The organism is Nitrogeniibacter aestuarii (assembly GCF_017309585.1).
Taxonomy (GTDB): Bacteria; Pseudomonadota; Gammaproteobacteria; order Burkholderiales; family Rhodocyclaceae; genus Nitrogeniibacter; species Nitrogeniibacter aestuarii.
In genome coordinates, this window is sequence record NZ_CP071321.1 from 3,189,884 (window position 1) to 3,204,154 (window position 14,271).

General features: G+C 61.4%; 13 protein-coding genes, 2 tRNA genes and 1 other RNA gene. 4 read left to right on the plus strand and 12 right to left on the minus strand.

Annotation, left to right across the window (positions count from 1 at the left end; translation table 11 throughout):
* The 8 genes from J0W34_RS14850 to dnaX all read right to left on the minus strand — a co-directional run bounded on the left by J0W34_RS14850 (position 1) and on the right by dnaX (position 7,708).
* A complete protein-coding gene (locus J0W34_RS14850; RefSeq protein ID WP_227817255.1) occupies positions 1-597 on the minus strand; it encodes a glutathione S-transferase N-terminal domain-containing protein in 597 nt (198 codons plus the stop codon).
* A gap of 101 nt (positions 598-698) precedes the next feature.
* Positions 699-1,424, minus strand: a complete 726-nt coding sequence (locus tag J0W34_RS14855; RefSeq protein WP_407941099.1) for a cytochrome c1 — start codon at positions 1,422-1,424, stop codon at positions 699-701.
* Positions 1,425-1,435: 11 nt separating this feature from the next.
* Positions 1,436-2,710: a cytochrome b gene (locus tag J0W34_RS14860; RefSeq protein WP_227817257.1), complete on the minus strand. Its 1,275-nt coding sequence runs from the start codon at positions 2,708-2,710 to the stop codon at positions 1,436-1,438.
* Between the two features lie 3 nt (positions 2,711-2,713).
* Positions 2,714-3,304, minus strand: a complete 591-nt coding sequence (gene petA, locus J0W34_RS14865; RefSeq protein WP_230969305.1) for a ubiquinol-cytochrome c reductase iron-sulfur subunit — start codon at positions 3,302-3,304, stop codon at positions 2,714-2,716.
* A 218-nt stretch (positions 3,305-3,522) separates the two neighbouring features.
* On the minus strand, positions 3,523-4,716 hold the full coding sequence (locus J0W34_RS14870; protein ID WP_230969306.1) for a CaiB/BaiF CoA transferase family protein: 1,194 nt from the start codon (positions 4,714-4,716) through the stop codon (positions 3,523-3,525).
* Between the two features lie 61 nt (positions 4,717-4,777).
* Positions 4,778-5,380, minus strand: coding sequence for a recombination mediator RecR (gene recR, locus J0W34_RS14875; RefSeq protein WP_230969307.1), 603 nt, complete (start codon positions 5,378-5,380; stop codon positions 4,778-4,780).
* 20 nt (positions 5,381-5,400) lie between these two features.
* Complete coding sequence (locus J0W34_RS14880; protein WP_227817261.1) at positions 5,401-5,724, minus strand: YbaB/EbfC family nucleoid-associated protein; 324 nt, start codon at positions 5,722-5,724, stop codon at positions 5,401-5,403.
* A gap of 34 nt (positions 5,725-5,758) precedes the next feature.
* Positions 5,759-7,708: a DNA polymerase III subunit gamma/tau gene (dnaX, locus tag J0W34_RS14885; protein WP_230969308.1), complete on the minus strand. Its 1,950-nt coding sequence runs from the start codon at positions 7,706-7,708 to the stop codon at positions 5,759-5,761.
* Positions 7,709-8,069: 361 nt separating this feature from the next.
* Between dnaX and J0W34_RS14890 the strand changes: the two genes are divergently transcribed.
* Positions 8,070-8,984 (plus strand): ZIP family metal transporter, encoded by a 915-nt coding sequence (locus tag J0W34_RS14890; RefSeq protein WP_230969309.1) that lies wholly within the window; start codon positions 8,070-8,072, stop codon positions 8,982-8,984.
* Positions 8,985-9,051: 67 nt separating this feature from the next.
* On the opposite strand, the gene ffs is transcribed toward J0W34_RS14890, so the two are convergent.
* The 3 genes from ffs to rnr form a co-directional block, all read right to left on the minus strand.
* An RNA gene (gene ffs / locus J0W34_RS14895) (signal recognition particle sRNA small type) lies at positions 9,052-9,150 on the minus strand.
* A 44-nt stretch (positions 9,151-9,194) separates the two neighbouring features.
* Positions 9,195-9,956, minus strand: a complete 762-nt coding sequence (gene rlmB, locus J0W34_RS14900) for a 23S rRNA (guanosine(2251)-2'-O)-methyltransferase RlmB (protein ID WP_230969310.1) — start codon at positions 9,954-9,956, stop codon at positions 9,195-9,197.
* On the minus strand, positions 9,949-12,225 hold the full coding sequence (gene rnr, locus J0W34_RS14905; RefSeq protein WP_269144624.1) for a ribonuclease R: 2,277 nt from the start codon (positions 12,223-12,225) through the stop codon (positions 9,949-9,951). Before rnr ends, rlmB begins: the two co-directional genes overlap by 8 nt.
* Before the next feature lie 7 nt (positions 12,226-12,232).
* Between rnr and J0W34_RS14910 the strand changes: the two genes are divergently transcribed.
* From J0W34_RS14910 to J0W34_RS14920, 3 genes are all read left to right on the plus strand, one after another.
* On the plus strand, positions 12,233-12,574 hold the full coding sequence (locus J0W34_RS14910) for a hypothetical protein (protein ID WP_230969311.1): 342 nt from the start codon (positions 12,233-12,235) through the stop codon (positions 12,572-12,574).
* Positions 12,553-12,639 (plus strand) — tRNA-Leu (locus tag J0W34_RS14915). The genes J0W34_RS14910 and J0W34_RS14915 overlap by 22 nt, the downstream gene beginning before the upstream one ends.
* Positions 12,640-12,756: 117 nt before the next feature.
* A tRNA-Leu gene (locus J0W34_RS14920) sits at positions 12,757-12,843 on the plus strand.
* 114 nt (positions 12,844-12,957) lie between these two features.
* Here the strand turns inward: J0W34_RS14920 and J0W34_RS14925 are convergent.
* Positions 12,958-14,268: an adenylosuccinate synthase gene (locus tag J0W34_RS14925; protein WP_230969312.1), complete on the minus strand. Its 1,311-nt coding sequence runs from the start codon at positions 14,266-14,268 to the stop codon at positions 12,958-12,960.
* Between the last annotated feature and the right edge of the window lie 3 nt (positions 14,269-14,271).

Sequence of the window (14,271 nt, forward strand, 5' to 3'; positions counted from 1 at the left end):
TTAACGACGCATGACCTTTTCGGACGGCGTCAGGGCATCGATAAAGCCCTGACGGCTGAAGATACGCTCAGCATACTTCATCAACGGCGCAGCCGCCTTCGGCAGCTCGATGCCGTAATGCTCCAGGCGCCACAGCAACGGGGCGACTGCCACGTCAAGCATGGAAAACTCCTCACCCAGCATATAGGTCTGGCTGGCAAACATCGGTGCCAGCTGAGTGAGCTGGTCGCGCACATTGGCGCGCACCTTGTCGGCGCCCTTTTCATTCTTCTCAAGCAGATCGATGTCGGCAAACAGCTCCTGCTCGAACGTGTGCAGCAACTGGCGCGCACGCGCACGCATGATCGGGTCTGGCGGCATCAGTTGCGGATGGGGGAAGCGCTCATCGATGTACTCATTGATGATGTTGGCTTCGTGCAGGACGAGGTCACGATCAACGAGCACCGGCACCCGGTTGTACGGGTTGATGACGGCGATATCTTCGGGCTTGTGATCCAGGTCCACATCAATGACCTGGAAATCCATCCCTTTTTCGAAAAGCACAATCCGGCAACGGTGGCTGAAGGGGTCCGTCGTTCCGGAGTACAGATTCATCATGTCGGTATCAGCTCCATGAATGCTGAACGCCGCATGCCCGAAGGCATACGGCGCGGGTAACACGCTACAGGCCGCGTGACACGCGGCCTTTGCGACTTTTATTAGTGGATGTCGCGCCAGTAGTTCTTCTTGAGCGCGTAGCTCAGGACGAACATGCCAGCGAGGAAAATGAGCACCCACATGCCAATGGCCTTGCGCTTTTCGGCAACCGGTTCGCCCATCCACACCAGATAGGACACGAGATCGCCCACGGCTTTGTCGTATTCCTCGGTGGTCATGGTGCCCGGCTTGGCCAGTTCCAGCTCAACACCGTGCTCGCCTTCCTTGGCCATCTGATCACCCTGCAGCTGCCACAGGACATGCGGCATGCCCACGTTCGGGAACACGGTATTGTTCCAGCCGGTCGGACGTGTCTCATCGCGGTAGAAACCACGCAGGTAGGTGTAAAGCCAGTCCGCACCACTGCCGAACTCGGAAGCACGGGAGCGGGCAATCAGGCTCAGATCCGGGGGCGCCGCACCAAACCACTGATTGCCATCATCACGACGCATGGCGATCTTCATCTGTTCACCGATCTTGTCGGTGGTGAACATGAGGTTGTCCTTGATCATGGTCTCGGAAAGACCAATCTCTTCCAGACGGTTGTAGCGAAGATAGCTCGCACCATGGCAGTTCAGACAGTAGTTCACGAACAGCTTGGCACCGTGTTGCAGGGATGCGCCGTCCATGCTGACCGGCGCCTTGTCCAGATGCAGCTCCTCGCCCGACGCCATCGCCATCGCCGGCACGAACAGAATCGCGGCGGCCAGACGTTTCACGAATTTCATAGCACTTACTTTCATTTGAACGTCACCCTTTCCGGTTCGGCCTTGTAGCTGTCCATCTTGCTGTACCACGGCATCAGCAGGAAGAAGGCGAAGTACAGCACCGAGCAGATCTGGGCGGTGCGGTCCTTGATGCCACCGTTGTCAGGCGGCTGAACGCCCAGATAGCCGAGGATGAAGAAGCAGATCACGAAGATCACCAGCGCGGTCTTGAAGATCGGGCCCTTGTAGCGGATCGACTTCACCGGGCTACGATCGAGCCACGGCAGGAAGGCGAAGATCACGACCCCGGCGCCCATGGCGACCACACCCCAGAACTTGGCGTCGAGACCGAACAGCGGATAGGTCACGGCACGCAGCAGCGAATAGAACGGGGTGAAGTACCACACCGGCGCGATGTGCGGCGGCGTCTTGAGCGGATCGGCCGGGATGAAGTTGTTGTACTCCAGGAAGTAGCCGCCACCCTCAGGGGCAAAGAAGACGACCGCGGTGAACACGATCAGGAAGCCGACCACGCCGACAATGTCCTTCACCGTGTAATACGGGTGGAAGGGAATGCCGTCGAGCGGAATGCCGTTCGCGTCTTTCTTCTTCTTGATTTCCACACCGTCCGGGTTGTTGGAGCCGACTTCGTGCAGCGCCACGATGTGGGCTGCCACAAGGCCGATGAGCACCAGCGGCACGGCGATCACGTGGAAGGAGAAGAAGCGGTTCAGCGTTGCGTCGGAGACCACGAAGTCACCACGAATGACCACGGACAGATCCGGGCCGATCACAGGAATCGCGGAGAACAGGTTCACGATCACCTGTGCCCCCCAGAACGACATCTGTCCCCAGGGCAGCAGATAGCCCATGAAGGCTTCGGCCATGAGCGCCAGGAAGATGGCCACACCGAACAGCCAGATGAGCTCGCGGGGCTTGCGGTAGGAGCCGTAGAGCAGACCACGGAACATGTGCAGGTACACCACCACGAAGAAGGCGGAGGCGCCCGTGGAGTGCAGGTAACGGATCAGCCAGCCCCCCGGCACATCACGCATGATGTACTCGACCGAGGCAAACGCGGCCGGCACGCCTGCGGCGTTCAGGGCGGCGTCCGGCTTGTAGTGCATGACCAGGAAGATGCCGGTCACGATCTGGATCACCAGCACCAGCAGGGCCAGCGAGCCGAAGAAGTACCAGAAGTTGAAGTTTTTCGGCGCATAGTACTCGGACAGGTGCGCCTTCCAGGTCGACGTGAGCGGGAAGCGCGCGTCGATCCAGTTGAGCAATTCTTGTGATTTGGTCGTCATGACTTAGGCCGTCCCATCTTCGCCAATCAGGATTTTCGTCTCGGACAGATACTTGTGCGGCGGCACGTCCAGATTCGTCGGCGCCGGCTTGCTCTTGTAGACGCGGGCAGCCAGATCGAAGGTGGAGCCGTGGCAGGGGCACAGGAAACCGCCAACCCAGTCACCGCCCAGGCCACTGGCCTCACCGGTCTTGAACTTGGTGGACGGCGAACAGCCCAGATGGGTACAGATACCGACCGTCACCAGGAATTCCGGCTTGATGGACCGGTGCTGGTTCTTGGCGTATTCCGGCTGGACGGAATTATCGGACGCCGGATCGGCCAGTTCATCCTCGATTTTCGGCAGGGTCGCCAGCATTTCCTCGGTGCGACGCAGGATCCACACCGGCTTGCCACGCCACTCGACGGTCATCATCTCACCCGGCGCGAGCTTGCCGACATCGGCTTCGACGGGCGCACCCGCGGCCTTGGCACGCTCGGACGGCGTCAGACTGGCGACAAACGGCACCGCCGTGGCCACTGCTGCTGCACCGCCGGCAACCGAAGTTGCCACGAGCAGCTCGCGACGGCCACTGTCCATCTTCTCTTCACTCATGAGCCATTTCCCCAAAGATAGGAAGCAAAAATCTTGTACAAAAACCTGCTGAGTATAACGAATACGGCAGTGCAAAAAAAGTCCGATCTCAGTTATCCCTTTCAGATCATCGACTTACACCCAGAGCACGCCCACGGACCCGAAAAAACCACGCCACAATAAGGGCTTGGATGCTGCAAAACAGCAATTTTGCCCAAACCCGGTGGCAATTCCTTGCGCTAGATCACCCCGTCGGCTTTCAGTCGGGCGACATCGTCATCGGAATAGCCAAGCGCATGCAGAACGGCTTGAGTATGCTCACCAAGCGCCGGCCCGGGCCACTCGGTCCCGCCCGGCGTACCGGTCAATCGCGGCACGACGCCTGGCGCCTTGACGCTGGCACCACCCGGCAATGCAAGGGATTCGAACATCTCGCGAGCCTGGAACTGGGGATCGGCCATCATGTCGGCGATCGAGAAGATCGGTGAAGTGGGGACGTCTGCCGCCTTGAGGATATTGACGACGTCAACGGCGTCGTGGCACCGCACCCAGTCATCGATGGTGCCGTAGATTTCGGCGGCCCGTGCGTCGCGGCCGGCATTGTCCGCAAGGGCGGGGTCGTCTGCCAGATCCTGGCGCCCGATCGCGCTCATCAGGCGCTTGAAGATGGCATCACCATTGCCGCCGACGATGATGTGCTTCCCGTCTCTGGAGGTGTGAGTGTTGGACGGCGTGATGCCCGGCATCACGTTGCCGGTGCGCTCGCGGATGAATCCGAACATATCGAACTCGGGCACCATGGATTCCATCATGGCGAAGACAGCCTCGTACAGCGCCACATCCACCACCTGCCCCGCCCCGCCGTTGACCTCGCGGTGACGCAAGGCCATCAAGGCGCCCAGCGCAGCCCACAAGGCGGCAATGGAGTCACCGATGGAAATGCCGGTCTTCACCGGCGGGCGATCTGGATAACCCGTGATGTAGCGCAGCCCGCCCATCGACTCGCCAATCGCCCCGAATCCCGGCTGGTCCCGATACGGGCCTGTCTGCCCGAAGCCGGACAGACGCACCATCACCAGACCGGGGTTGTCCTCTTTGAGCGCCTCATAGCCCAGGCCGAGCTTTTCCATTACCCCCGGGCGGAAGTTCTCGACCACGATGTCGGCGCTCGCAATGAGCTTGCGCGCCACTTCCAGACCCGCTTCGGACTTGAGGTTGAGCGTGACCGACTGCTTGTTGCGCGCCTGAACGTACCACCACAGGGATGTGTCGCCGTGCAGCTTGCGCCATTTTCTCAGGGGGTCACCCGTGCCCGGAGTTTCGATCTTGATCACTTCAGCGCCGAACTCGGCCATGATCCGGGTGCAAAAAGGGCCGGCGATCAGGGTACCGAATTCGATCACCCTCACCCCGGCCAGCGGTTTCTGGTTCATGTTCGGGTCTCCGTCCCCTGGCATCAGCCGCTCAAGTGCGCATCGAGAATGCGACGTGTGTTCAGTCCTCTGCCACCGACCGGCGCTCGAGCAGCGCCTGCGCAATCGTGCCGATGTCGGTGTGTTCGAGTTCCCCCCCAACCGGCACGCCCCGGGCAATACGGCTGACTTTCAGCCCTCGCGCCCTGAGCAGCTCACTTACGGTGTGCGCCGTCACCTCACCTTCATTGGTGAAATTGGTCGCCAGAATCACTTCTTCGACGACACCGTCCGTTGCGCGCTCAACCAGCTTGTCGAGCTTGAGCTCACGCGGACCGAGTCCATCAAGGGGTGACATGCGTCCCATCAACACGTAGTACAACCCGGTGTAGATGTGAGTCTGCTCCATCATGGCCAGATCCGAGGGCATTTCGACCACACACAACTGGCGATGATCACGCTGGGGATTCGAACACCGCTGACAGACCTCGTGTTCGGTAAACGCGTTGCAGCGCGCGCAATGACGCAGGGTTTCAAGTGCGTGCCCCAGCGACGCCGCCAGACGGGCGGCACCCCGCTGGTCGCGCTGCAACAGGTGGTAAGCCATGCGCTGCGCCGACTTGGGGCCTACCCCCGGCAGGCAACGCAAGGCTTCGATCAGCGCATCAAGCGCGGAGGGCGTCATTCAGCGCCAGACGCCATCAATCAGAACGGCATCTTGAAGCCGGGTGGCAGGTTGAGCCCCTGCGAGAAGCCCGCCATCTTTTCCTGGGTCGTGGTTTCGATGCGACGGACGGCATCATTGACGGCGGCCGCAACGAGGTCTTCGAGCATTTCCTTGTCGTCCATCACCGATTCGTCGATCTCGACGCGACGCACATCGTGCTTGCAGGTCATGGTGATCTTGACCATGCCGGCGCCCGACTGCCCCTCCACCTCGATACTGGCCAGCTCCTCCTGGGCCTTGGCCAGCCCTTCCTGCATCTTCTGGGCCTGCTTCATCAGGCCTGCAATTCCGCCTTTCATCATGATTCTTTCTCCAATCCTGAAATCAATGAGCCCCTCACAGGGGGCGAACCGACGCCTCATGCAGCGTCGCATCAAATCGTTCGATCATCTCGCGCACGAAAGGATCCTGCTCCAGTGAGGCCACTGCCTCCCGATGACGCGCCTGTCGATCTGCAGCGTCCCGCTCCGCCGGCGTCTCGCCTTCGATAGCACCGACCTCGATCTGCACCCGCACGGGCTGATCGAAGTACTGGTTCAGTTCGTTCTGCAGTCGCTCCGGGTTGGAGGGCATGGTCATCAGGTGCTTGTGCGCCTCGCTCAGCGTCAGGGAAATCACGCCCTCGGACATGCCGTTCCAGATGCAGTGCTGGGCCAGTTCGCGGACCATCCCCTTCAGCCCGACCTCGCGGATGAGCCCATGCCAGTCGAAAGCGCCTTCACCCGAAACCGTCGCTGGGCGCGGTCGCGGCGCTTGAACTGCAGGCGCCTCAGCGGGCGCGGCAACCGGCGCATCACCCGACACATCCCGGTCGGCCGCCTCGTGTTGGCTGACCCGCTCCTCGTCAAACGCCTCTGCATGTCGACGATCATCATCCAGCATCCCATCCGGCGAATGATCCATCGCTTCGGGCGGCAGATCTTCCCACGGAGGAACGTCACCACTCGACCGGGTCGGCTTCGGCACGGTTTCAACCGCCGCCGGTTTAAGCTCGGGCGCCGGGACCGTCACGGGTGCAGGGGCCGGTGCGAGAACGGGCTCGACGACCGGCGCAGTCGCGACAGGCTTGTTGTCGAACGCAACGCCCGTGGGCTTCGGCAGGGGAGCGGCCGCTTGCACCGGCGTCACCTTGGCTGCCGGCGCGGCCACTCCCGGTGGCGTGGGTCGTGCCTGGGCACTACCCGATGGCCCGGCCCCGCCGCCCGACTCCGGCCGGAAGGCATGCAAGCGCAGCAGCGTCATCGTGAAACCGGCGTATTCATCCGGAGCCAACGGCAGTTCGTCGCGCCCGTGGATGGCAATCTGATAGGCCAGCTGAAGGAATTCCGGGTCGAAGGCATCGGCATAAGGCTGCAGCCGCTCGACCTCAAAACCATCGGTAACAGCCTCCGGCGCAAACTGATAGACGGCGATGCGCTGGATCAGCGACGCCAGCGACTGCAAGGCCGCCTCGAAGGACAGGCTGCGTGCGTCCATGGCTGCTGCCGTGTCGAGCATGGCCGCCACCTGTGCATCCTTGAGCGCGTCCAGCAACGCGAACAGGTGGTCGTCACCCACGGTACCGAGCATGGCCTGGACAGCCTCGTCTTCCACCTTGCCGGCGCCATGCGCAATGGCCTGATCAAGCAAGGACAAGGCGTCACGCATGGAGCCCGATGCCGCCTTGGCCAGATGCCTCAGTGCAGCCGGCTCGGTCGGCACCTGTTCCTGCTCCAGGATGCGCGTCAGGTGATCGACGATATGGCCCTGCGGCATCTGCTTGAGATTGAACTGCAGGCAACGCGACAGCACGGTCACCGGGATTTTCTGTGGATCGGTGGTCGCCAGAATGAACTTGATATGGGCCGGCGGCTCTTCGAGAGTCTTCAACATCGCGTTGAAGGCGGAATTCGAGAGCATGTGCACCTCGTCGATCACATACACCTTGAAGCGACCGCGAGTGGGCGCATAGGTGGCGTTCTCGAGCAACTGGCGCATCTCGTCGACGCGGGTGTTGGTCGCGGCATCGACTTCAAGCAGATCGACAAAACGACCCGCGTCAATCTCCTGACACGAAGCACACTGCCCACATGGCGTCGGCGTGATACCGGTCTCGCAATTGAGCGCCTTGGCCAGAATCCGTGCAATCGTGGTCTTGCCCACCCCGCGGGTGCCGGTGAACAGATAGGCGTGGTGAAGGCGCTGTGTTTCAAGCGCATGCGTCAGCGCGCGGACGACATGCTCCTGGCCAACCAGGGTGTCGAAACTCTTCGGGCGCCACTTGCGGGCCAGGACTTGATAGGACATGGCCGGAATTCTAGCAGGCACAGGCCAGCACTTCATCGCCATATGGACAGCACGATCAAAAATGCCAATGCGGCACATGCCAACAATCAATTGGTTCGCTCGCTCCCGCGCAGGCACCATGGGAGCAGGATCTCAGGGAGAACGACGATGAATTCAAACGACGACTGGAAAACACCGATTTTGAACTGGCTGGCGGCATTGGCGGAGGCGCACTGACCCGGACATCCTCAGCACGTATCCGTGCATCGGCTTCGACACAGCGCATCATATCCAGTAGATATTGAATTATTAGAATCAATTCATTGGATTTATTACCAACCAAGCATCAGACTGGAACCATCATTTGTTGGAGGTGGTCGGCATGTCTGCACAGGAAATCAAGCAACTGGTCATGGGAACCAGCGAGCGCAAACACCCGGTAGCCGAAGCCGTCGGTATGCTCGTGTTGCTTGTCGGCGTCATCGCCATGGCCCTCTGGGGCGTGCAGGCAAGCACGCAAGACCCGGTGGTCACTGCGGCCCTGCGCGGCGGTCTCATCGCTGCCATGGCAACGGCTGCCGGCGCCGTGCCGGTGCTGCTTGCACGCAGCATTGGCGCCAGAACGGTGGACACGCTGTTGGGTTTCGGCGCGGGCGTCATGCTGGCTGCCACCGCCTTTTCACTGGTGATGCCGGCGCTGGCTTCGGCCGCAGCACTCGGCATGAGCACCTGGAGCTCGGGCGGCGTCGTGGTGGCCGGCATCCTGCTTGGCGCAGGCGCCCTGCTGCTCACTGACCACTTCATGCCCCACGAGCACGTCGAAAATGCGCTCGTCGACAACCGAAGCCAGGCGGACATCGCCCGCGTGTGGCTGTTCGTTGCCGCCATTGCGCTTCACAACGTCCCCGAAGGACTCGCCATTGGCGTCGGTTTCGCGCAAGACGAAATCGGTAAAGGCGCCGCGCTGGCCGGCGGCATTGCCATTCAGGACATCCCGGAGGGACTGGTGGTGGCCGCAGCGTTGGTCAGTGCCGGCTATGGTCGTGTGTTCGCCTTCGTGGTCGCCGCGCTCACGGGCCTGGCAGAGCCGGTCGCGGCGGTGATGGGCGCCAGCGTCGTCGGCGTCTTCGTCAGCATTCTGCCCTGGGCGCTTGCTTTCGCGGCGGGCGCGATGCTGTTCGTGGTCAGCCATGAGATCATTCCCGAGTCGCAGCGTCGCGGCAACGCCTCGCTGGCCACCAGTGGTCTGACTGTGGGCTTCGCCCTGATGATGCTGCTGGACACCGCGCTGGCCTGAAAATCCGGCCGCGAAATACGGCACGAAAAGCAAAACGCCGACCTGAGGGTCGGCGTTTCTTTATTAGGGTGGCGAGCCAAACCCCCGGCACTTGCAGGGAACGGCTGTGGCTGCTGCGTTCCCGCCCTGACCAGGTTCACCGCGCTGCAATGCGGGGAGACCCGCCACGCGGCGAATTCTAACAGGTTTGAAAAATCGCGGGTCCCGAGTTTATCGCTTGCCCGCGACGCGCTGGCGAACGGCTTCGAACAGACACACACCCGTCGCCACCGACACATTGAGGCTATCGACCGAACCCTGCATGGGAATCTTCGCCAGCACATCGCAGGTGTCGCGGGTCAGGCGCCGCAGGCCGCTGCCTTCAGCCCCCAGTACCCAGGCCACCGGGCCGGTCTGATCCACGTCGTAGAGTGACTGGTCTGCCTCCCCTGCCGCGCCGATGATCCAGATGCCGGCGTCCTGCATCTGGCGCAAGGCGCGCGAAAGATTGGTCACGGTCACGTAAGGCACGGTGTCCGCTGCACCACTGGCCACCTTGATGGCCGTGGCGTTCAGGCTGGCCGAACGATCCTTCGGGGCGATGACCGCATGCGCGCCGGCGGCATCGGCCACGCGCAGGCAGGCCCCCAGATTGTGAGGGTCGGTCACCCCGTCAAGCACCAGCATGAGCGCGGTGCCGTTCATGGTCTCGAGCACGTCTTCGAGCTTGAGCACCTTGTGCTGGGCGTCGACACGGGCCACGACACCCTGGTGCCGGGCACCGCTGGCCATGCCATCAAGACGACCGTTATCGGTAGGAATGACCCGCACCCCGAGCGATTCGGCCAGCGCCACCAGATCGCGCGAGCGTGCGTCCTGACGGGCCTCGGCCACGTGAATCTCGTGAATGGATTCCGCATCGTTGCGCAGCCGCGACTGAATCGCGTGAAACCCGAAGATGAAACGCGTATCGCGCCCCTGTGACTTAGCCACGTGCCCTGCCCTTTCTTCTGCCACCGGGAGATCCACCCTTGGGTGAGGCACCCGCATCATTGACGTCTTTCACCAGCCGGAAATCGATCTTGGTCGTTTCCAGGTCGACGCGCATGAGCTGAACGGTGATGCGGTCAGACAGGCGGAATCGCTTGCCGGTACGTTCGCCATGCAGCTCGTGGCGAGCGTCGTCATACTGGAAATAGTCTTCGCCCAGCTCGGAGATGTGCAGCAGACCTTCCACGAACACATCGTCCAGCGCCACGAAGAGGCCGAAGGGTACCACCGAGGCAACCGAGCCGGTGAACACTTCTCCAATGCGATCCTGCATGTAGAAGCACTTGAGCCAGGACTCGACATCGCGGGTGGCCTCATCGGCACGGCGCTCGGTCTGAGAGCAGGCCAGACCGATCTCTTCCCAGTCGCCGGGTGTGTACTGCTGCCCCTGGAGCACGGCCTTGATGGCGCGGTGAATCAACAGATCGGGATAGCGCCGAATTGGCGACGTGAAATGGGTGTACGACTCGTAGGCAAGGCCGAAATGGCCGACGTTGTCGGGGCTGTAGATGGCCTGACGCAAGGAGCGCAACATCACCGTCTGCAGCAATTGTTCGTCCGGCCGGCCCTTCACCTTCTCCAGCAGCTTTGCGTAGTCACCCGCCTGAGGGTCATCGCCGCCAGTGAGCTGCAGACCGAATTCCCCCATGAAGCTGCGCAACTGCTTGAGCTTGTCGGCCGAGGGCCCCTCGTGAACCCGATACAGGGCCGGATGCTCGTGCTTGGCGAGAAACTCGGAAGCGCACACGTTAGCGGCCAGCATGCACTCTTCAATGATCCGGTGTGCGTCATTGCGCGATTCGGGCACGATGCGGTCGATCTTGCCGTTTTCATTGAAGATCATCCGCGTTTCGGTGGTTTCAAAGTCGATGGCGCCCCGTTTGGCGCGCGCCTTGAGCAGCACACGGAACAGCTTGTCCAGACTCTTGAGGTCATCAAGACGCTCACCAACGACATCCAGTGCCTCGGCGTCGTTATCGTAGAGAGCAGCTGCGACCTGGTTGTAGGTCAGGCGCGCATGGGAAAACATCACCCCCGGATAGAAGCGATACTGCTTGATCGCCCCGGTCGCGCTGATCGACATGTCACAGACCATGCACAGACGATCCACCTGCGGATTGAGCGAGCACAGCCCGTTCGAGAGCTTTTCCGGCAGCATGGGAATGACCCGGCGCGGGAAATAGACCGAATTGCCCCGCTCGCGCGCATCCTGATCCAGCGCCGAGTCGGGCGTCACGTAGTGAGAAACGTCGGCGATCGCCACCACGAGACGAAACCCCCGCCCCTCTCGGGCGCAGTAAACCGCATCGTCAAAATCCCGGGCCGTCTCACCGTCAATGGTGACCAGCGGCAGGTCGCGGATGTCTTCGCGATCCGCCATGTCCTTCTTGCGGACCTTGTCGGGAATCTTCCGCGCCTGAGCCTTGGCCTCGGGCGAGAACTCATGGGGCAACTCATGCTTGCGCAGGGCGATCTCTATTTCCATGCCCGGGTCGGCATACTGGCCAAGCAGTTCGACCACCTTGCCGATCGGCGCCTGATACTTGGACGGCTGCTCGACGAGCTCGACCACCACCACGTCGCCGGTTTTCACCTTCTTGCGCCCGCCGGGCGCCAGCAGGATGTCACGTGCGATGCGCTTGTTCTCCGCAGCCACGATCAGCACACCATGTTCTTCGATCACACGCCCCACAATCCGCGAATTGGCGCGCTCGAGCACTTCGACGATCTGGCCTTCCGGCCGACCGCGCCGATCGGTACCGGTGATGCGGACCATGGCTCGATCACCATGAAGCACATCGCGCATCTGGCGCGGACCCAGGAACACATCCTGATCACCCTCGTCGGGAATCAGAAAGCCGTAACCATCGGGGTGACCCTCAACGCGGCCACGAATCAACGAGACCTTGTCGGGGATGATGTAGGCGTCGCGCCGGTTGCGCACCAGATCGCCATCGCGTTCCATGGCGCGCAAACGACGCTCGAAAAAGGGCATCTCCGGTTCGAGAATATCCAGCGCGTCGGCCAGATGCTCCATGGTCATCGGACGCCCCTGCTCCGCCAGCATCTGAACCACGTACTCGCGGCTTGGCAGCGGGTTGTCATAGCGCTCACACTCGCGGGCGTAGAAAGGGTCAGCGCGCCGGACAGCGCTCGCCTTGACCGGCTTGGCTTTCGGGGGACGTGACTGGCTGATCTCTGTCTCAGGCACTGTCTTCGTGCGCGCAGCGCTCGCCGCTGGCGCGCGCAAAAGCGCCGGCACGCTCGTATCTGCGGCGCCACCGCGGCGCGTCCCGACAACTGGAGAAGACGAAGGCTTCTTGGCGCGGCTCTTTGACGCGGCCTTGGCGGCCGAGGGCTTGCCGGCTTTCTTGGCCGCAGTCTTGACCTGGCTGTTCTTGTCCGCTGATTTTGCTCTCGGCTTTGCAGCTGATTTTGCCGCCGGAGACTTGGATGTACTGGTTTTCTTGTTTGCGTTCTTTTTGTTTGGTCGATTCATTGACAATCTTCTAGGAGTCGATATAATGCGCGCCTTCTCGCCCAGATGGCGGAATTGGTAGACGCGCTAGCTTCAGGTGCTAGTGTACGCAAGTACGTGGAGGTTCGAGTCCTCTTCTGGGCACCAAATTCCAGATCAAGCCGGTCAGTTCGCTGACCGGCTTTTTCTTTGTCTGTCCGCTTGGACACACCCGCCCGAATTTCGTTTGCTTTTTCAAAAACAGAAGCTATAATTCGGCCTCTTGCCCAGGTGGCGGAATTGGTAGACGCGCTAGCTTCAGGTGCTAGTGTACGTAAGTACGTGGAGGTTCGAGTCCTCTCCTGGGCACCAGATTCCGAGAGCTGACCATTCGGTCGGCTCTTTTTCGTTGACCGGCAGTCTACTCCACCCGGCAAACCGTCACGAGTCAAAGTAAAACGCCCCGGTCTCCCGGGGCGTTTCGCATTACTTGAACGGATGGCGCAGAACAATCGTTTCGTCGCGATCCGGACCGGTGGAGATCATATCCACGGGCACCGCACACACTTCTTCGATGCGCTTCAGGTAAGCACGTGCAGCCGCCGGCAGATCTTCATAGTTCTTGACGCCAACGGTGCTTTCCTTCCAACCCGCCAGCGATTCATACACCGGCACGCAGCGCTCGGTCTCTTCTGCGCCCACGGGCAGGATGTCACACACTTTGCCGTCGAGTTCATAGCCGGTGCACAGCTTCACTTCTTCAACGCCGTCGAGCACATCCAGCTTGGTCACGCACAGACCGGACACGCCATTGATCTGGATGGAACGCTTGAGTGCAGCGGCATCGAACCAGCCACAGCGACGGGCACGACCCGTGGTCGAGCCGAATTCATTGCCCTTGGTGGCCAGATGTTTACCGATCGGATCCAGCTTGCTTTCTGCATCGTACAGCTCGGTCGGGAACGGGCCTGAACCCACCCGCGTCGTGTATGCCTTGGTGATGCCCAAAACGTAGTGCAGCATGCTGGGACCGACACCGGCACCCGGCGCCGCTGCCCCTGCGGTGCAGTTGCTGGAGGTGACGAACGGATAGGTCCCGTGGTCGATGTCGAGCAGCGTCCCCTGAGCACCTTCAAACAGCAGATTCGCGCCATCACGATGGGCTTCGTACAACGCACGCGGCACGTCGGCGACCAACTGCTCAAGGCGCGGCGCCATGGCCAGGGATTCGTCGAGTGTCTTCTGGAAATCGACCGGCTCGACCTGGTAATACTGGGTCAGCATGAAGTTGTAGTAGTCGAGCAACTCACCCAGTTGCTCGGCAAAACGCTTCGGACGCAGCAGATCCTGCACACGCAAGGCGCGACGGGCCACCTTATCTTCATACGCTGGCCCGATACCGCGCCCGGTGGTGCCGATCTTCTTGGCGCCTCGAGCGGCCTCGCGCGCCAGATCCATCGCCTTGTGATACGGCAGGATCAGCGGGCAGGCTTCGGAGATGCGCAGGCGCTCGGTCACGTTGACACCCGCTGCCTCGAGCTTGTCGATTTCTGCCAGCAGTGCCTCAGGGGAAACCACGACCCCGTTACCGATGTAACAGGCGACGCCTTCGCGCAGGATCCCGGATGGAATCAGGTGAAGCACGGTCTTCTGATCGCCGATGACCAGCGTATGCCCCGCATTGTGTCCGCCCTGGAAGCGCACCACACCCTGGGCATGGTCCGTCAGCCAGTCGACGATCTTGCCCTTGCCCTCATCGCCCCACTGGGTACCGATGACGATTACGTTCTTAGCCATTTA